We start from the raw sequence: 17,999 nt of genomic DNA on the forward strand, positions 1-17,999 counted from the left end.
CCAGCCCATTGATAGATCAGACCGACTTACTGCATCAGACTGATTTGAAGGCCAGGGCGACGTTGTGGCCGCCGAAGCCGAAGGAGTTGTTCAGTGCCGCGATGTCCCCGTCGGCGAGCTTGCGCGGCTCGGTCGCGATGTCGAGCTCGACACCGTCGTCGACCTTGTCCAGGTTGATCGTCGGCGGTACCAGCCGGTGGTGCAGGGCGAGCACGGTGGCGATCGACTCGACCGCTCCGGCCGCGCCGAGCAGGTGGCCGATCATCGACTTCGGCGCGGTCGCCACGGCGGTGTCGGCGACCTTGCCGAGCGCCTTGCGGATCGCGATCGCCTCGGCGACGTCACCGGCCGGGGTCGAGGTCGCGTGCGCGTTGATGTGCACGATGTCGCCGGTGGCCAGGTCGCCCTCGCGCAGCGCCTGCTTCATCGCGCGCTCGGCACCCGAACCGGTCGGGTCGGGCTGCACGATGTCGTGACCGTCGGCGGTGATTCCGGCGCCGGCGAATTCGGCGTAGATCTTCGCACCGCGGGCGACCGCGTGCTCGTACGACTCCAGCACCAGAACCCCGGCGCCTTCACCGAGCAGGAAGCCGTCGCGGTCGACGTCCCACGGACGGGACGCGCGCTCGGGGTCGTCGTTGCGCTTGCTCAGCGCCATCATCTGGCCGAACGCGGCCAGCGGCAACCCGGCGATCGAACCCTCGGCGCCACCGGCGACGACGATGTCGGCGCGGCCGAGCCGGATCTGGTCCGCGGCCAGCGAGATGGCCTCGTTGCTCGACGCGCAAGCAGAGACCGGAGTCTGTACGCCCGCCAGTGCGCCCAGCTCGAGGCCGACGTTCGCGGCGGCCGAGTTCGGCATCAGCATCGGGATCGCCAGCGGGGAGACCCGGCGTGGACCCTTCTGCAGCAGGTCGTAGTTGGTCAGCGTGGTGAGCAGGCCGCCGATGCCGGTGGCGATCGCCACGCCGAGGCGGGTCTTGTCCAGCTCGACGTCGGCCAGGCCGGAGTCGGCCCAGGCCTCGCGGGCGGCGACGACGGCGAACTGCGCGTTGCGGTCCAGCCGGCGGGCCTTGACCCGTTCGATGATCTCGGTGGGTTCGACGGCGGCGGGAGCGGCGATCTTCACCGGCAGCTCCTCGACCCAGTCGGCGGTGAGCAGCTTGGCACCGGACTTGCCGGCCAGCAGCGCCTCCCAGGTGCTGGCGACGTCGCCCCCGACCGGGGTCGTCGCTCCGAGCCCGGTGATGACGACTCGGGTCTTCGACATGGTTACCTCATCCTTCGGCGTATCAACGGGTGGGGGAGACCGGTACGGCGTACCGGCTGGGGCTGCCGGAGCGGCTCACCGGATGCTGAGATCCGGTGAGCCCGCGACGGCTGCCAGCACGATCGAATCCAGAAGGGACTCGATCAGCCGTTCTGCGCGCGCTCGATGAACGCGACGGCGTCACCGACGGTCTTCAGGTTCTTGACCTCGTCGTCGGGGATCTTGACGCTGAACTTCTCTTCGGCGGCGACGACCACCTCGACCATGGAGAGCGAGTCGACGTCGAGGTCGTCGGTGAAGGACTTGTCCAGCTGGACGTCCTCGACCGGGATGCCGGCGATCTCGTTGACGATCTCGGCGAGGTCGGAGCGGATCTCTTCGGTGCTGGCCATCTGTGTGTTTCCCTTTCGGATACTTGCTGTGTCTGGAACTAGCCGGGCCGGCCACCTGAGCCGCCCCGGACAACTATGGGCTACCGCGCCCCCGTACTACGGGAGCCGGATCACCTGGGCTGCGTACGTGAGCCCCGCGCCGAAGCCGATGATGAGCGCGAGGTCGCCGCTCGTGGCGTCCCCGATCTCGCGCATGGTGGCGATCGCGAGCGGGATCGAGGCTGCGGACGTGTTGCCCTGCCGCTCGATGTCGCGGGCGACCTTGACCTCCTCGGGCAGCTTGAGGGTCCGGCGCATCGCGTCGGTGATCCGCATGTTCGCCTGGTGCGGGATGAACAGGTCGAGGTCCTCGGCCTTCACGCCCGCGACGTCGAGCGCCTGCTGCGCCGTCTTGGCCATCTCGAACGACGCCCAGCGGAAGACCGGGTTGCCGTCCATCGTCAGGTTCGGCCACTGGTAGCTGCCGTGCGCCTCGACCCAGGACTCCTTCTGGCTGATCACCAGGTGCTGGGTGCCGTCCGAACCCCAGACGACCGGGCCGATGCCCGGCTCGTCGGACGGTCCGACCACGGCCGCGCCGGCGCCGTCGGCGAAGATGAACGCCGTACCCCGGTCGGTCCGGTCGGTGATGTCGCTGAGCCGCTCGACCCCGATCACCAGCACGTACTTCGCGCTGCCGCCGCGAACCAGGTCGCTGGCCATCGCGATGCCGTAGCAGAACCCGGCGCAGGCGGCCGAGACGTCGAACGCGGCAGCCGTCGGGGCGCCGACCGCGACGGCGATCTGGGTGGCGATCGCGGGGGTCTGGTACAGGTGCGTGACGGTGGCGACGACCACGCAGCCGATCTGCGCGGGGTCGATGCCGGCGTCGGCGAGCGCCTCCTTGGCGGCGTTCGTCGACATCATCAGGATGGTCTCGTCCTCGGAGGCCCAGCGGCGCTCCTTGATCCCGGAGCGGGTCTGGATCCATTCGTCGCTGGAGTCGATCTGCTCCAGGATCTCCGAGTTCGGCACCACTCTGCGCGGCCGGTACGAGCCGAGGCCCAGTACTGCGGCGTGCGCCGCTCCGGTCGACTCTGCGATCTGTCCGCCCATGTCAGTTCACTCCACTCGGGTGCAGCCGCACGAGCGGCTGTCCAGGGGCGACGGGGTCGCCTTCTTCGACCAGCCACTCGACCACGCTGCCGCCGTGCGGCGCGCGGACCTCGACCTCGTCGCGCAGGCTCTTCACCAGCGCGACCACCTCACCGGCCTCGACGGTGTCGCCCGCCTCGCGGGTGACCTGCCCCTCGCGGGTAAAGGTGCCCTTCATCGGTGCGACCAGCAGCCGCCAGGTCGGCGACGCGTTGATCTCCGACGGGCTGCCGTGCTTGTCCACGAACGCGCGGGCGTCGTCGAGCTGGTCCGGCGTCTTCAGCGCGAACACCTCGACACCCTTGAGCGCGCGCCGGGCGATCCCGGTCAGCGTGCCGGCCGGGGTCATCTCCAGGATGCCGGTGACCTGCAGGTCGGCCATCGTCTGCATGCACAGGTCCCAGCGGACCGGCGCGTTGACCTGCTGCACCAGCCGGCGCAGGACGTCGCGGCCGTCGTGCACGATCTGGCCGTCGCGGTTCGAGATCAGCCGGGTGCGCGGGTCGTGCGTGGTGATGGAGCGGGCGTAGCCGGCCAGCGTCTGGACGGCCGGCTCCATGTGCTTGGTGTGGAAGGCGCCCGCGACGGACAGCGGGATCAGCCGGGTCTTCTCCGGCGGGTCGGCCTGCAACGCGGCCAGCTCCTCGACCGTACCGGCGGCGACGATCTGGCCGGGGCCGTTGTCGTTCGCGGCGGTCAGTCCGTACTTCTCCAGCTTGGCGAGAATCTCCTCGCGGTCACCGCCGAGCACAGCGGTCATCGAGGTCGGGGTCAGCGCCGAGGCGGCGGCCATCGCCTTGCCGCGCTCGCGGACCAGGACCATCGCCTGCTCACCGGTGATGACGCCGGCACCGACGGCGGCGGCGATCTCACCGACGCTGTGGCCGGCCAGGGCACCGATCTTCTCGAAGGAGTCGCCGGGGTGCGGGAACAGCGCCAGCGCGGACAGCATGCTGGCGGCGACCAGCAGCGGCTGCGCGATCGCGGTGTCCCGGATCGTGTCGGCGTCGGCCTTGGTGCCGTAGTGGGCGAGGTCGAGACCGGCGACGGCCGACAGCCAGTTCAGCCGGTTCTCGAAGACGGGGTCGGCCAGCCACGGCTCGAGGAATCCTGGGGTCTGGGCGCCCTGTCCGGGCGCAGCGATGACGAGCACGAGATCAACTCTCCCTGAGGCAGCCGGTTCGCGGAGCACAATGCGCCACGAATTCTACCCGCAGGACTTTGTAGGGTTCCTACAAAAACGACGATCCGGGCTCAGGGTTGAGCAGGCGCCCGAGGGTCAGTGCGACACGTAACGTGAAAGCGTCTCGGGGATTCGACGGCGAGTAGCCCGTGAGTTCGCCCACACGCTTCAACCTGTACCGGACGGTATTGGCGTGGATGAACATCGCCCGGGCCGTCGCCTCGATCGAACCACCGGAGTCCAGGTAGGTCGAAACGGTGTCGAGTAGTACTCCGTCGCCCATTGTGAGCGGGCCGTAGACGTCCGAGGCGAGTTGGCGGCGGGCATGACCGTCGCCGGACAGCGACCTCTCGGGCAGCAGTTCGTCGGCCTGGACGGGTCTCGGGGCGCCCGGCCAGGCGGGTGCGGCGCGGAGCCCGGCGACCGCCGCGCGGGCACTGGTGACGGCGGACATGAGGTCCTTGACGACGGGCCCGACGACGATCGGTCCGGGTCCAAACCAGCCTGCCAGTTTTTGTACGATCTCGACAGGTTTGCTCGTACCACCGAGTACCACCACCAGCCGGTCGCCCTGCATCGCGCACAGTGCGTCGGCCCCGGCCTCACGGGCGGCGTGCCGGACCGCGTCCGCCACGTTGGCGCTGCCGGACTCGGCCTCGAGGGCTCGTCCGACGACCACGGCGACCTCCGACGAGGTGCCGCCGGTGGTGCTGGTGCCGGTCCAGCCGAGGGCGGAGGCGCGGGATCGTACGGACTCGTCGGCCTCGCCGCGGATGACCGAGTCGACGACGAGCGCTTCGAGCCGGGCATCCCAGGCGCCGCGCATCTCGGCTGCCTGGGCGTAGATGGTGGCGGCCGCGAAGGCGACCTCACGGGCATACCGCTGCATCGACTCGCGGACGGCCGGCACGTCGTCGGCGGGGAGGAGGTCGCCGATCGTCTGCTCGATCATCTCGATCGTGGTGCGGAGCAGGTCGACGGTCTGGTGCAGCGAGATGACCCGGGTGAACTCCCGCGGCGCCGACCCGAACATCCGCGTCGGCATCGACGAGTGCGCCTCGGGATCCCGGAACCAGTCGACGAATGCGGTGATACCGGACTGCGCCACCAGCCCGATCCAAGACCGATCCTGCGCCGACAGCTTGCTGAACCACGGCAACTTCTCATCCATCGCCGCAATCGCAGCCGTCGCCAGCGCCCCAGTCGCCCCTTGCAACCGAAGCGCCCGCGCCTCATGCGCACTGATCCTCCGCTTGCCCGCCACGTCCCGACCATACAGAGCCACCCGCCACCGGCACCCCACCCGCCCGAGCTCCCCGATACCCAGCCGCCCGAGCTCGCCGATACCCAGCCGAGGAGCTCGCCGATGCCGAGCCGGCCGCCGCCCCCACCGGTGCCGGACTCGCTCTGCCGGGGGCGATGGCGTTCCGATCGACAGGTAGTGCACCCCGAGACGCTGTACACGGATGCTCTGCTCACGCTCAAGATGCACTAGGGGCGTCAGCTATGTCCTGTCGAGCGGGACGCGAACCGGGGCCTGGCCAGTGGGGTGGTGTTGGCGCAGGAGGTGGGTGCGGAGGGTTGGGAGGGCGGGGTGGGGGTTGGTGGTGCGCCAGATGAGGGAGTGGGGGTAGACGGGGGTGGGGTTGTGGAGGTCGATACGGCGCAGGTCGTAGGCGGCGGGCCAGCGGAAGCGGGTCTGGGCGCCGACGAAGGTGGCTCGGTCGGGGGTTTCGGCCATCGCGTCGAGCATGGCGTCGAGGCCGAAGTTGGGGCCGGAGGTGTCGATCGTGAAGTCGAATTCGGCGGCCAGATTGTCGTAGTACGCGGCCCACTCGCTGCCGGCGATGTTGCCGGGCATCCAGATGCGTTGACCCCTCAGATCTTTGGGGCTCAGGGTCTGGGCGGCTGCTTGGGGATGGGCCGGTCCGGTGAGGAGTTGGAGTGGTTCGTCGAAGACGCGAGCGCTACTGAGGTCGGCACCGACTGGCTGGTGGAGGGCGCGGAAGGTGGCGTCGATCGTGCCTTCGCGAACGGCCTCGATGGCGGTGGCGCCGTTGGGGAGGTTGACGATGTCCAGGGCGACGGTGGGGTGGTCGCGGTGGAAGTCGCGGACCAGGACGGCGGGGGCGAGGAAGCCGCCGATCACGTCGACGCGGAGAGGGCGGTTGCCGGGTTTCACCGATGCGAAGGCCTGCTGCTCGGCGGTGAGCAGCGCTTGGGCGTGAGGGAGGAACGTCTGGCCGTCGAGGGTGAGCCGGGCGCCACGCGCAGTACGGGTGAAGAGCTTGACGCCTAGGTGCTTCTCCAAGGCGGCGATGCGTTTGGAGACGGCCTGCTGGGTGATCCCGAGGTCGTCCGCGGCGTCCTGGAACTTGCCGGCGACGGCTGCCGCGACGAAGGTGCGTACGGCGTCGAGATCCACGCCGTCTGTTCTACAGCGTCCGGGGTGCTCGACAACCAGCGGTTGTGGCTCGCCGGTTCGGCGGTTGTTTGAGACCGGGCCTGGAAGCGCGGTTTGATCCTGCGGTGACTGAGCGCGGGTTGGGGCGGCAGTTCGGCTGGTTGTGGACCTCGTACGCCGTGAGCACGGTCGGCACCTGGTTCGCCTTCGACGCGTTCCCGCTGATCGCGATCCTGGTACTGCACTCAGGACCCGGCCAGGTGTCGTTGCTGGCGGCCGCGGGGCTGGCCGTCGGGGCTGTGGTCGCGGTGCCGCTTGGGCCGTGGGTGGAGTTCCGCCGGAAGATCCCGGTGATGATCGGGATGGACTTGCTGCGCTTCGTCGCCCTGGCGACCATCCCCCTCGCGTACTGGCTTGGGTGGCTCAGCTTCGTCCAGTTGGTGGTCGTCTCGGTCGTGGTGGGTGCGGCCGACAACGCGTTCACTGCCGCGACCGGCGCGGTGATGAAGGCGGTCGTGCCGCGGGCGAAGTTGGTCGTCGCGACCGGCCGGTTCGAGTCGACGACATGGACAGCCACGATGATCGGGCCGCCGCTGGGTGGGGCGTCGATCGGGTTCTTCGGGCCGGTCATCACGGTGGTGGTCGACGCGGTCAGCTACTTGATCTCGGCGCTGAGCGTCCGGGCGATCCGGTTGCACGAGAGCCCGCCGGTACGTCGTGGTGAGCGGCTCCGGCTGGGCGACCTGCTGGATGGATGGCGGTACATCCTCGAGCACTCGACGTTGCGGCTGCTGTTCTTCAACGGCGTACTGACGAGCGGACTGATCATGGCGACGGCGCCGCTGCTGGCCGTGCTGATGCTGGGGGAGCTCGGGTTCGCGCCGTGGCAGTACGCGCTGGCCTTCGGTCTGCCCTGCATCGGCGGGCTGATCGGCTCGCGGTTGTCGGCGCCGCTGGCCGCGCGCTTCGGTTCGCAGCGGGTCCTGATGGTGACGGGATGGCTGCGAGCCGTCTGGCTGGTCGGGTTGGTGTTCGTCCAGCCAGGAGTGGTCGGATTGGTGACGGTGATTGCGGTGGAGCTCGGCCTGATCACCTGCATGGGCATCTTCATGCCGCTGTTCGCCGCCTACCGATTGACCGAGACGCCTGACGATCGCGTGGCCCGGACGCTGTCCGCCTGGTCGATCTCCAGCAAGGCGGTCATCGCGTTGATGACCGCCTTGTGGGGAGTGCTGGCGGCTGTCACCACGCCCCGCATCGCGGTGGCAGTCGCCGGCGTGCTGATCCTCGCCACGCCGTTGTTGCTCCCTCGACGGGCGCAGATCACCGTCGGCCGCTGAGCCTCCTCCACCCCTGCAGGCTCGGCCGACTCAGCTGGCGAACGCGCCCTGCTCGCCGAAGGCGAGGTCGGCGAAGCGTTCGGCCATTGCGTGGTGCGTCGCGTTGTCGGGGTGCAACTGGTCGGGGAGCGGGCGTACTGCGAAGTCCTTCTCGCCGTACAGCTCGCGCCCGTCGAGGTAGCTCAGGTTGGGATCGTCCTTCGCCCGCGCCGCCGTGAGGTCGGCCAACTCCGCGCGGATCCAGTTGAGGGTCAGCCTGCCGGGCTCGTTCGGATCGCCGGTCGCTTTGAACTGGACCTTGCCATCGACGAAGTCCGGTGCGCCGGGCCCGGGGGTGTCCTCGTGGATCGGGCAGTAGATGGATGAGATCACCAGCAGCGGCGTGGTCGGATGGCCGTCCCGGATGGTGTCGAGGAATCCGTGCACCGCCGGCCCGAACGCGCGCTGCCGCATCAGGTCGGCGTTGACCACATTGATCCCGATCTTCACGCTGATCAGATCGGCCGGCAGGTCGCGCATCGTCCGGGCGGTGAAGGGATCGAGCAACGCGCCGCCGCCGAAGCCGAGGCTGGTCAGCTCGACGCCGCCCCGGGCCGCGGCCAGCGCCACCCAGGTCTGGGTCGGGCTGTCCGCGTTGGACCCGTGACTGATCGAGCTGCCGTGATGCAACCAGATCCGCTTGTCGCTGGTCGCCTGTTCGAGCGCGGCATTGGTGCGCATGGCAACCAATTCGGTGCGCTCGCGGTGCGGCAGCCAGATCTCGACATTCTTGTCGCCGGCTGGCAGCTCGGTGAAGCTGACCGTGGTCGGCTGACCGGGAGTGAACTCGGTCGACCCGGTGGTCATGTCGACGGTGAAGACGTTCCCGCCGGTCGCGTTCGCCTGGCCCGTGAGGTTGCCGTCGACGAGCAGGTCGTAGACGCCGTCGGGGGTCGCGGGCGCACCGGCGTACTGGACCTTGGTCGGGAGTACGTCCAGCTCGATCGCGGTCGCGCTCGTCCGGAAGGCGAGCCGTACGCCGGAAGGCTGGGCCTCGACCATCGCGATCTGGCCGTCCGTGGTCTGGGCCCGCGCCCAGGCGGGGAGGCGATGCGGCAGTACGCCGTACTGGGTGTTCTCCAGCTCGACCGCTCCTCGGACGAGCCGGCTGTCGATCGATGTGGTGATCCAAGTGCTCATAGGTAGTATCCTAGACCCTCTAGGCAAACCGATATCCGAGGAGCCACATGCCACGCGTGGGAATGACCGCCGACCGCCTGACCCAGGCGGCCGCCGAGCTGGCCGACGAGATCGGCTTCGCCAACGTCACCGTGTCCGCGTTGGCCCGCCACTTCGGCTTGAAAGACGCCAGCCTCTACTCCCACATCAAGAACGCGAAGGACCTACGAGCCCGGGTAGCCGCCCTGGCCCTCACCGAGCTGGCCGACCAAGTAGCAGCCAACATGGCCGGCCGCTCCGGCCAAGAGGCCCTCTCCGCCTTCGCCAACACCTACCGCGACTACGCCACCCAACACCCCGGCCGCTACGCCGCCATGCAACAAGACCTGGACGCCGACGGCCCCGCCGCAGCCCCCGCCCGCCGCCACGCCGCCCTAACCCTCTCCATCCTCCACGCCTACAACCTCACCCCCACGGCCGAAATCGACGCCATCCGCCTCCTAGGCGCCACCCTCCACGGCTACATAACCCTCGAACTAACCGGCTCTTTCCGCCACACCCCCCGCCCCTCCCAGTCCTCCTGGCAGGTAGCCCTAACCGCCCTCCACACCCTCCTCACCAACTGGCCCGAGGATTAGCCGTTCTTGTCCCCGGGAGGCGGCATGATGGGGGGATGAGTGATCGGGCGGGTGTTGAGGCTGCGGTGGAGGCGCTGCGGAAGATCGGGTACTTCCTGGAGCGGGAGCGGCAGCCTACGCATCGGGTGAAGGCGTACCGGAAGGCCGCGGACACGATCGAGGGGTTGCCGGCGGCCGAGGTGCGGGCGCGGCGGCGGGCGGGGACGTTGACCGAGCTGGCGGGGATCGGGCCGAAGACCGAGGCCGTGATCGTCGAGGCGATGGACGGCGAGACACCGTCGTACCTGGTGAAGTTGGCGAAGGCGGCAGGGGAGCTGACCGCGGCGGGCGCCGGTACTACGTTGCGCGCCGAGTTGAAGGCCGATCTGCATCTGCACTCGGACTGGTCGGACGGCGGCAGCCCGATCGAGGAGATGGCCCGTACGGCGGCCGGGCTCGGGCACAAGTACATGGCTCTGACTGATCACTCGCCGCGGCTGACCGTGGCCAACGGACTGTCGCGCGAGCGCCGGTTGCAGCAGCTCGACGTGGTCGCCGAGCTGAACAAGAAGCTCGCCGACGAGCTCGACGGGTTCACGATCCTCAACGGGATCGAGGTCGACATCCTCGACGACGGCTCGCTCGACTGTGACAACGAGATCCTCGCGCGACTCGACCTCGTCGTCGCGAGCGTGCACTCCAAGCTCCGGATGGCCGCCGACGCGATGACCGAGCGGATGGTACGGGCGATCGCCAACCCGCACGTCGACGTACTGGGCCACTGCACCGGCCGCCTGATCACCGGCGAGCGCGGCACCCGGCCGGAGTCGCAGTTCGACGCCGAGGTGGTGTTCGAAGCCTGCAAGCAGTTCGGTACCGCCGTCGAGATCAACTCCCGCCCCGAACGCCTCGACCCACCCCGGCGCCTGCTGTCGATGGCGGTGGAGACCGGCTGCGTCTTCTCCATCGACACCGACGCGCACGCGCCCGGGCAGCTCGACTGGCAGATCTACGGCTGCGAGCGCGCCGAAGAATGCGAAGTCCCCGCCGACCGCGTCATCAACACCTGGGACTCGGCCACCCTCCAGGAGTGGGTCGCCTCCTAACCGGTCCAACAGAGTCGGTCGCCCGACCCCCACCCCGCTCGCGCCGCCGCGTCCGGCCCCCGTTCCGGACGTCCTGTTGTTGGGTACGGGCGGACCGAAGGACAGGTAGTGCACCGTGGGACGCTGTACGCAGAGGGTGTGGTCACGCTCAGGTGCACTAGGTGACGTCCTACTACCTCCTGTTCTTCGGTACGCGGGATACTCGGGGTATGAGCAACTTGGAGGACCGGCCGGCGGAAGGTGTCTGTGGTGGCGAGGGCGCCGAGGGGCCGGTGGTCGAGCGGCTCGAGGCCCGGGAGGTCGTGCTGGGGCGGACGACGAAGGTCCGCCGACTCCTGCCGAACAAGAACCGCCGGATGGTCGGCGCCTGGTGCTTCGTCGACCACTACGGCCCCGACGACCTGACGGCGCGCGTCGACTCGTACGACGTACCGGGGGAGCGCGGCATGCTCGTGCCGCCGCATCCGCACACCAGCCTGCAGACGGTCAGCTGGTTGTTCGAGGGCGAGATCGAGCACCGCGACAGCGTCGGTTCGCACGCGATGGTCCGGCCGGGCGAACTCAACATCATGACCGCCGGCAACGGCATCGCCCACTCCGAGGTCTCCCTGCCCAACGGCCCACCGATGCTCCACGGCGCCCAACTCTGGGTCGCCCTCCCCGACTCCCACCGCACCACCGTCACCCCACACTTCAACGCGTACGCCGACCTCCCCGAGCTCGACCTCGACGGCGCCCACGGCACCGTCATGATCGGTACGGTCGCAGGCATCACCTCACCGGCCCCGGCGTACACCCCGCTCGTCGGCGCCGACATCCAGCTCGACAAGACGGCCACCCTCCCACTCACCCCGGCCTTCGAGTACGCCGTCCTGGTGGTCGCCGGCTCGCTAACCGTCGGCGAGCTGACTGCCGGATTTGGCGAGATGCTGTATCTGGGAGCCGGCCGCGAAGCCATCGAGCTGACCGGCGACGCCCGCTTCCTCCTGCTGGGCGGCGAGCCTTTCGAGGAGCAACTCGTCATGTGGTGGAACTTCATCGGCCGCTCCCACGAGGAGATCGTTGCTGCCCGCAACGACTGGATGGCCTCGATCGACGCCCACGGCACCGACCGGTTCCCCACCGTCCCCGGCTACGACGGCGACGCCCTCCCCGCCCCACCCCTCCCCGCCACCCGCCTCAAACCCCGCCCCCGCTCCCGCTGACACGCCGCCGGTAGTAGGCCCAAGTCAGCACCAGCAACGCAGGCCCCCAGAGCTGCAACGGCGCATAACAACCAATCATCAACGCCGCCGCCGCATCACTCGAGAACGGGATGAACTCCCCACTGAACACATCCCGGAAGCCATAGGTCCAGATCGCGATCAACGACAGGGCGCCGAGCGTCGCAGGGATGATCGCGGCGTACGGCGCAACGCGGCGTCCGCCCAACAACGGGATCCAGCGCGGCACCACCTCACCCCACCGCTTGACCATCCCGAACGCGGTCAGCGCGACAGCCTCCGAGAACAGCGTCAGGCAGACGATGTATCCCCCTTGCCAAACACTCTCCACGCGAGCCGGCCGACCGTAGTCGTCCAGCATCCCCATCGACGATCCGGCAACGAGACCGAGTCGCCACAGCCCGGACGGCAGGACCATCAGAGGGATCAGATGCGCCAGTCGATAGGCCCAGCGTGGTACCGGATTCTCTGTCATGCCATCGAGCTTCCCGGGCCGGGCGGCTCAGGTCCTCACTCCGCAAAGGGATTCGGCTCCCTCCGCAGAGGGGGTCAGCTGCGGGCGTCTGCGTGACGGCGGATCCAGGGGGCCAGGAAGTACAGGATGATCGCGAAGGCGATGGTGACGATGGCCAGGCCGCCGAAGTACGCGGTGTCCGAGGCGCCTTCGGTTGCCTGGACCAGTTGGGCGGTGATGGCTTGGCCGGCGGCCGGAGCCAGGAACCACAGGGCCATCATCTGGCTGGTGAAGGCCTTGGGGGCCAGCAAGGTGGTGGCGGCCAGGCCGACGGGGGAGAGGAAGAGTTCGCCGAGGGTCTGGATCACGTAGACGACGACCAGCCAGAGCGGCGAGGCCAGCTTGTCGCCGGCTACCGAGGAGGCCAGCGACATCACGGCGAAGGAGAGGCCGGCGAACAGCAGACCGGTGGCGAACTTCTGGCCGATGCTCGGGCCGCGATCGCCGAGCTTGATCCAGATCAGGGCGAACACCGGCGCGAGCACGATGATGCTGAACGGGTTCACCGACTGGAAGAACTCGGGGGTGATCGAGATCCCCAGCACCGACAGCTTGGTCCGGTCGGCCGCGAAGGTGGTCAGCGTGGTCGCGGCCTGCTCGAAGACCATGAAGAACAGCATCGCCGCGATGAAGAGCGGGATGTACGCCCGTACGCGGCGGCGCTCGTCGGGCTCGACCAAGGGGCTGCGCAGCAACATCGTGAAGTACGCGATCGGGGCCAGGAAGCACAGGTACGAGATCGCGTCGACCACCGGCTTCGGGCCGACTCCGCCGGAACTCCAGGCGGACAAGGCGAAAACGATCCCGAGCAGGGCCAGCACCGCGACGGTGATCTTGATCATCGTCGGCCGGTCCTCGGCGGTCAGCGGGTTGGGCGGGGTGTCGCCGCGCCCGTGCAACGTCCGCCGGCCGAGCACGTACGCGACCAGGGCCAGCGTCATCCCGACCGCCGCCGCCGCGAAGGCCGCGTGGAAGCCGAGGTTGCGGCGCAGGAAGCCGACCACGAACGGCGCGCTGAACGAGCCGATGTTGATCCCCATGTAGAAGATCGAGAACGCCGAGTCGCGCCGGGTGTCGTCCTTCGCGTACAGGTTGCCGACCATCGTCGACACGTTCGGCTTCAGCAGTCCGGTGCCGAGGGCAACCAATGCGATACCGACGTACGCCAGCCCCTCGACCGGGATTGCCAGGCAGATGTGGCCGGTGACGATCACGGTACCGCCGTACAGCACCGTCCGGCGCGCCCCGAACACCCGGTCCGCGAACCAGCCGCCGAGCACCGACAGCAGGTAGACCGACGCCCCGTAGATCGAGACGACCGCCTGCCCGAGCGACTCGCCCAGGCCGAGCCCGTGCGCCTTGTCGGTCAGGTAGAGCAACAGAATCGCGCGCATCCCGTAGTAGCTGAACCGCTCCCACAACTCGGTGGTGAACAGCGTCATCAACCCGCGCGGATGCCCGAAGAACTGCTTCTCCTCGGTCTCCGCCTGCTGCGTTCCCGACACGCTCGACTACTCCTCGTGGTTGGCAAAGGTCCCCCTCGACCGTAGTCGGTTGGCTTTGCCAACCACCAATCGGGGAGTGTCCACCGGCTGAGACATCGCCGACGGAGCGTGATTGTCCAGTAACTTCATAGACATTGAGGTAAAAACCACCAGCCCCCACACCCGGAACGAGGACCCCCATGAGTACCGAGACGCACGCGTTGTCCACAGTCACCCCGAAAACGCCCGAGCAATGGATCCAGCGAGCCGCCGAGGTGGCCGCGATCCTCGCCGTCGACGCGGTCGAACGCGACCGGGCCGGCGCCACGCCGTACGACGAAGTGCGGCTGCTCAAGGAGTCCGGTCTCGTCACGTTGCTCGGGCCGGCCGAGCACGGCGGTGGCGGGCAGACCTGGCCGACGGCGTACCAGGTGATCCGGACGGTCGCCACGGCAGATGGGTCGATCGGGCAACTACTCGGCTATCACCTGCTCTGGTTCTGGGCCGCGCGGCTGGTCGGTACGAAGGAACAGATCGCGCACGTCGAGGCCGAAGCCACCAAGAACAAGTGGTTCTTCGGCGGCGCGGTCAACCCGCGCGACTCCGATGTCGTGGTCGCCGACGAGGGCAGCACGATCGTCTTCAACGGCCGTAAGAGCTTCTCGACCGGCAGCAAGGTCTCCGACGTCACCGTGCTCGAAGGCACGCTGCTCGACAGCGGCACACATGTCTTCGCGATCGTGCCGTCGGACATCGAAGGGCTCACCTTCCACGACGACTGGGACAACCTCGGCCAGCGGCTGACCGAGAGCGGCAGCGTGAGCCTCAACCACGTCCGGGTCGGCTGGGACCAGGCTGCGGGCTTCGTCGGCAAGACGTTCGAGCCGCGCGTCTACAACACGTTGAACGTCCCGACCATCCAGCTCGTCTTCGTCAACTTCTACCTGGGAATCGCCCGCGGCGCATTGGAGACAGCGCTCACCTACACCCAGGAGAAGAGCCGGTCCTGGCTGCACGGCGGCTACTCGACGGCGGCCGAAGAGCCTTATGTCATTGACTTGTACGGCGATCTGCAGTCGAAGCTCTGGGCCGTCGAGGCCCTCGCCGATGCCGTCGCGCTCGAAGGGCAGCGGATCCACGAGAACGCGTGGGAGGTCACCGCCGAGCAGCGCGGCGAGCACGAGGTACGGGTGGCGGCGGTGAAGGCTCGAGCGACTGAGGTGGCGCTCGAGGTGACGAACCGGATCTTCGAGGTCACGGGCGCGCGGTCGACCGCCAACAGGGAAGGGCTCGACCGGTTCTGGCGCAACGTCCGGACGCACACGTTGCACGATCCGGTCGCGTACAAGCGGCGTGAGGTCGGCCGGCATTTGCTCACCGGCGAGCTGCCCGAGCCGACCTGGTACTCCTGATGACGACGGAGCGGGTGTCGGACCGGACCAAGTTCGCCTACTGGGTGCCGAATGTCAGCGGCGGGCTGGTCACCAGTGACATCGAGCAGCGGACGGGCTGGGACTACGAGTACAACAAGGAACTGGCGCAGACGGCTGAGCGGGTGGGGTTCGAGTACGCGCTGAGTCAGGTCCGCTACATGGCCAGCTACGGCGCGGAGTACCAGCACGAGTCGACCACCTTCAGTTTGGCGTTGCTGCTGGCGACGGAGAAGCTCAAGGTGATCGCGGCGGTGCATCCGGGGTTGTGGCAACCCGGCGTACTGGCGAAGCTCGGGGCGACGGCGGACCACCTGTCGAACGGGCGGTTCGCGGTCAACGTGGTCAGCGGGTGGTTCAAGGGTGAGTTCACCGCGCTGGGGGAGCCGTGGCTGGAGCACGACGAGCGGTACCGGCGGTCGGCGGAGTTCTTGCAGGTACTGCGCAAGATCTGGACCGAGGACAACGTGGAGTTCGCCGGCGACTTCTACCGGATCCGCGACTTCACGTTGAAGCCCAAGCCGGGAGTCGTCCCCGAGCTCTTCCAGGGCGGCAACTCGACGGCGGCGCGCGACAACGCGGGCAAGTACTCCGACTGGTACTTCTCCAACGGCAAGGACCTCGCCGGCGTCACCGAGCAGCTGCTGGATGTCCGGCGTACCGCGCGAGCGGCCGGTCGTGAAGTGAAATTCGGCCTGAACGGTTTCGTCATCGCCCGCGACACCGAGAAGGAGGCACGCGAGGTCCTCCGTGAGATCGTCGCCAAGGCCAACAAGCCCGCGGTGGAAGGGTTCAGAGCCGCCGTCACCCAAGCGGGCGCATCGTCCCCGGACGGCAAGGGCATGTGGGCGGACTCGTCCTTCGAGGACCTGGTCCAGTACAACGACGGATTCCGCACCCAGTTGATCGGCACCCCCGAGCAGATCGCCGAACGCATCGACGCCTACCGCCGCCGCGGCGTCGACCTCATCCTGGCCGGCTTCCTCCACTTCCAGGAAGAGATCGAGTACTTCGGCAGCCGGGTTCTCCCGCTGGTCAGAGAACTCGAAGCGGCCACGACCGAGCTGGAGCTCGTGCCGGCCGTCTAGAGCAGGTCATGGGCGTGGGCGTAGGCCACCGCCGCGGTGCGGGACGGTACGTCGAGTTTGGTGAAGATGTTGGACAAGTGCCGGGCCACCGTCTTGTCGCTGAGCACGAGGTGCTGCGCGATCTCTGTGTTGCTGTTGCCGGCAGCAACCAGGCGCAGTACCTCCAGCTCACGGACCGTCAGGCCGCCTGCTGTCCGCCGCCCCAGCAGGCCGTCAGTCACCGCACCTAGTTCGGTGAAGGTCTGACCGGCAGCGGCCAACTCGGCGGTGGCCGAATCCTCGTCGCCGAGGATCCGGAAGGCACGCCCGACCAACACCCTGGCGCGGGCGACTTCGTACGGCGCTTGCAGGCTGGTCCAGAGCTGCGTGGCGAGCCTGGCGCAGGGGAGGGCCCGGTCGGCGTCATCGGCGGCCAGCGCGACCAGGCCGGCGCAGTACGCCGCCGTTGCTCGCAAGCCGGTGCAACCGAAGGCTTCGGCGATCTTGGTGAGCTCACCGGCCGCCGCTTCGGCCTCGTCGCCGCAGTCGCCGGCAACGAAGATCTCGGCCGCCGCGGGCAGCAGCCGGGACCGGTGTACAGGGTCAGGCGTTTCGGCGAGCAACCGGCGGATGGCGGCGAGGGCTGCCGGCGTGCGCCCGCGGGCGAGCCACAGCAGGGCGAGACCGGGTTGAGGCTCATACCCGTGTACCGACGCCTGCTCGTAGCAGGACTCGGCGGTCGCGAACTCGCCACGGATCCGCAGTACGTCCCCGCACTCGCTCAATGCGAGCCCGGCCGCGCCCTGCGAGTTGCTGGCGGCATAGCGGCGGCGTGCTAGCTCGAACTCCTCCAGAGCCTCGCTGAAGGCTCCGCGCAGCCGCAGGATCTGGCCCCGGTGGACGGCGCACTGGCCGGTGAACGGCACCAGGTCGGGCTGCGTGTCACACCAGCGGGTCAGCGCACTCGTCCACGCGGAGGCCCGGCCGAAGTCGGCCACCTCCTGGCAGGCCTCGATCATCGCGCAGTAGACGTTGCCCGCGAAGATCGGCGACAGCTCGCCGGCAGCGACCCCGACCATCGCCTCGTCCAGCAGCGCGAGCCCCTCCGGGACCTGGCCGGAGTACATCAGCAGGCGAGCCTGGCAGACCAGACCCTGGGCCACCAGATCGGGTTCGCCGAACCGGCGCCCGAGCTCGGCTATCTCGGTGCCGATCCGCAACGCGTTCGCGAAGTCCTGCTGGTCGAGGTGCCGGAAGAAGTCGTGGATCAGGAGGTACCCCCGTTCCACCACGTCGTCCGGCTGGTCGCCCAGCAGCCGCTGGGCCCGCCCGACCCAGCCGGCCGCGACTGCCGCCTCGCCGCGGGTACTGATCACCAGGCCGAGCCAGAAGGCGAAGCGAACCGCTCCCAGGGTGTGTCCGCTGTCGACCTCGGCCTGATAGCCGCGCTGGAGCGCCCGGATGCACGCGTCGTCGTCGCCCGCCAGGTAGGCGGCGGTGGCGAGCTTCAGCAGGTCGTCCGGGCCGAGGCCGGTGACCAGCGACAGTTGGTCGTAGGCCGCTGCCCAGTCCCGCCGTTCGAAGGCCCGGCGTGCCTGCTCGAGGTCGTCGACGATGCCCATCGCCCATCCCCCTCGCGGAGAGTCCCCTTTGAGGCGAGGATACGCGCGGGGCACC

16 protein-coding genes are annotated in these 17,999 nt (G+C 68.7%); 6 read left to right on the forward strand and 10 right to left on the reverse strand.

Features of this window, described 5'->3' with window-relative positions:
* Positions 1–34: 34 nt before the first annotated feature.
* From AB0M15_RS12020 to AB0M15_RS12045, 6 genes are all read right to left on the reverse strand, one after another.
* Complete coding sequence (locus tag AB0M15_RS12020; protein WP_363816735.1) at positions 35–1,270, reverse strand: beta-ketoacyl-ACP synthase II; 1,236 nt, start codon at positions 1,268–1,270, stop codon at positions 35–37.
* A 143-nt stretch (positions 1,271–1,413) separates the two neighbouring features.
* Positions 1,414–1,662 carry an acyl carrier protein gene (locus AB0M15_RS12025; RefSeq protein WP_270131318.1) on the reverse strand — a complete coding sequence of 83 codons (249 nt, stop codon included), beginning with the start codon at positions 1,660–1,662 and terminating at the stop codon, positions 1,414–1,416.
* Between the two features lie 96 nt (positions 1,663–1,758).
* On the reverse strand, positions 1,759–2,757 hold the full coding sequence (locus AB0M15_RS12030) for a beta-ketoacyl-ACP synthase III (protein WP_363816737.1): 999 nt from the start codon (positions 2,755–2,757) through the stop codon (positions 1,759–1,761).
* 1 nt (position 2,758) lies between these two features.
* Positions 2,759–3,949: an acyltransferase domain-containing protein gene (locus tag AB0M15_RS12035; protein WP_363816739.1), complete on the reverse strand. Its 1,191-nt coding sequence runs from the start codon at positions 3,947–3,949 to the stop codon at positions 2,759–2,761.
* Positions 3,950–4,028: 79 nt separating this feature from the next.
* Positions 4,029–5,243 carry a helix-turn-helix domain-containing protein gene (locus AB0M15_RS12040; RefSeq protein WP_363816741.1) on the reverse strand — a complete coding sequence of 405 codons (1,215 nt, stop codon included), beginning with the start codon at positions 5,241–5,243 and terminating at the stop codon, positions 4,029–4,031.
* Between the two features lie 240 nt (positions 5,244–5,483).
* Positions 5,484–6,404: a LysR family transcriptional regulator gene (locus AB0M15_RS12045; RefSeq protein ID WP_363816743.1), complete on the reverse strand. Its 921-nt coding sequence runs from the start codon at positions 6,402–6,404 to the stop codon at positions 5,484–5,486.
* Positions 6,405–6,508: 104 nt separating this feature from the next.
* On the opposite strand from AB0M15_RS12045, the gene AB0M15_RS12050 reads away from it, so the two are divergent.
* Complete coding sequence (locus tag AB0M15_RS12050; protein WP_363816745.1) at positions 6,509–7,723, forward strand: MFS transporter; 1,215 nt, start codon at positions 6,509–6,511, stop codon at positions 7,721–7,723.
* A gap of 30 nt (positions 7,724–7,753) precedes the next feature.
* Here the strand turns inward: AB0M15_RS12050 and AB0M15_RS12055 are convergent, their stop codons facing one another.
* A complete protein-coding gene (locus AB0M15_RS12055) occupies positions 7,754–8,902 on the reverse strand; it encodes a GDSL-type esterase/lipase family protein (RefSeq protein ID WP_363816747.1) in 1,149 nt (382 codons plus the stop codon).
* A gap of 47 nt (positions 8,903–8,949) precedes the next feature.
* Between AB0M15_RS12055 and AB0M15_RS12060 the strand changes: the two genes are divergently transcribed.
* From AB0M15_RS12060 to AB0M15_RS12070, 3 genes are all read left to right on the forward strand, one after another.
* A complete protein-coding gene (locus AB0M15_RS12060; RefSeq protein WP_363816749.1) occupies positions 8,950–9,519 on the forward strand; it encodes a WHG domain-containing protein in 570 nt (189 codons plus the stop codon).
* Positions 9,520–9,554: 35 nt separating this feature from the next.
* On the forward strand, positions 9,555–10,604 hold the full coding sequence (locus AB0M15_RS12065) for a PHP domain-containing protein (protein WP_363816751.1): 1,050 nt from the start codon (positions 9,555–9,557) through the stop codon (positions 10,602–10,604).
* A gap of 209 nt (positions 10,605–10,813) precedes the next feature.
* On the forward strand, positions 10,814–11,809 hold the full coding sequence (locus tag AB0M15_RS12070; RefSeq protein WP_363816753.1) for a pirin family protein: 996 nt from the start codon (positions 10,814–10,816) through the stop codon (positions 11,807–11,809).
* Here the strand turns inward: AB0M15_RS12070 and AB0M15_RS12075 are convergent.
* Together AB0M15_RS12075 and AB0M15_RS12080 are read right to left on the reverse strand one after the other, a co-directional pair.
* Entirely contained in the window at positions 11,784–12,302 is a 519-nt protein-coding gene (locus tag AB0M15_RS12075) for a hypothetical protein (RefSeq protein ID WP_363816755.1), read from the reverse strand. The two genes, AB0M15_RS12070 and AB0M15_RS12075, sit on opposite strands and share 26 nt — an antisense overlap.
* A 74-nt stretch (positions 12,303–12,376) precedes the next feature.
* On the reverse strand, positions 12,377–13,846 hold the full coding sequence (locus AB0M15_RS12080) for a peptide MFS transporter (RefSeq protein ID WP_363816757.1): 1,470 nt from the start codon (positions 13,844–13,846) through the stop codon (positions 12,377–12,379).
* 179 nt (positions 13,847–14,025) lie between these two features.
* Here AB0M15_RS12080 and AB0M15_RS12085 point away from each other — a divergent pair, with 179 nt between their 5' ends.
* A complete protein-coding gene (locus AB0M15_RS12085) occupies positions 14,026–15,237 on the forward strand; it encodes an acyl-CoA dehydrogenase family protein (RefSeq protein WP_363816759.1) in 1,212 nt (403 codons plus the stop codon).
* Positions 15,237–16,343 carry a dimethylsulfone monooxygenase SfnG gene (sfnG, locus tag AB0M15_RS12090; protein ID WP_363816761.1) on the forward strand — a complete coding sequence of 369 codons (1,107 nt, stop codon included), beginning with the start codon at positions 15,237–15,239 and terminating at the stop codon, positions 16,341–16,343. The genes AB0M15_RS12085 and sfnG overlap by 1 nt, the downstream gene beginning before the upstream one ends.
* Here sfnG and AB0M15_RS12095 read toward each other — a convergent pair.
* Positions 16,340–17,944, reverse strand: a complete 1,605-nt coding sequence (locus AB0M15_RS12095) for a LuxR C-terminal-related transcriptional regulator (RefSeq protein WP_363816763.1) — start codon at positions 17,942–17,944, stop codon at positions 16,340–16,342. The two genes, sfnG and AB0M15_RS12095, sit on opposite strands and share 4 nt — an antisense overlap.
* Positions 17,945–17,999 lie beyond the last annotated feature (55 nt).

It is taken from the genome of Kribbella sp. NPDC051718 (genome assembly GCF_040681515.1).
Taxonomy (GTDB): domain Bacteria; phylum Actinomycetota; class Actinomycetes; order Propionibacteriales; family Kribbellaceae; genus Kribbella.

Coding starts and splice junctions, on each gene's coding strand:
- AB0M15_RS12065 (WP_363816751.1), top strand. CDS start 9,555: ATGAGTGATCGGGCGGGTGTTGAGGCTGCGGTGGAGGCGCTGCGGAAG.
- AB0M15_RS12060 (WP_363816749.1), top strand. CDS start 8,950: ATGCCACGCGTGGGAATGACCGCCGACCGCCTGACCCAGGCGGCCGCC.
- AB0M15_RS12075 (WP_363816755.1), bottom strand. CDS start 12,302: ATGACAGAGAATCCGGTACCACGCTGGGCCTATCGACTGGCGCATCTG.
- AB0M15_RS12030 (WP_363816737.1), bottom strand. CDS start 2,757: ATGGGCGGACAGATCGCAGAGTCGACCGGAGCGGCGCACGCCGCAGTA.
- AB0M15_RS12020 (WP_363816735.1), bottom strand. CDS start 1,270: ATGTCGAAGACCCGAGTCGTCATCACCGGGCTCGGAGCGACGACCCCG.
- AB0M15_RS12085 (WP_363816759.1), top strand. CDS start 14,026: ATGAGTACCGAGACGCACGCGTTGTCCACAGTCACCCCGAAAACGCCC.
- AB0M15_RS12055 (WP_363816747.1), bottom strand. CDS start 8,902: ATGAGCACTTGGATCACCACATCGATCGACAGCCGGCTCGTCCGAGGA.
- sfnG (WP_363816761.1), top strand. CDS start 15,237: ATGACGACGGAGCGGGTGTCGGACCGGACCAAGTTCGCCTACTGGGTG.
- AB0M15_RS12095 (WP_363816763.1), bottom strand. CDS start 17,944: ATGGGCATCGTCGACGACCTCGAGCAGGCACGCCGGGCCTTCGAACGG.
- AB0M15_RS12025 (WP_270131318.1), bottom strand. CDS start 1,662: ATGGCCAGCACCGAAGAGATCCGCTCCGACCTCGCCGAGATCGTCAAC.
- AB0M15_RS12070 (WP_363816753.1), top strand. CDS start 10,814: ATGAGCAACTTGGAGGACCGGCCGGCGGAAGGTGTCTGTGGTGGCGAG.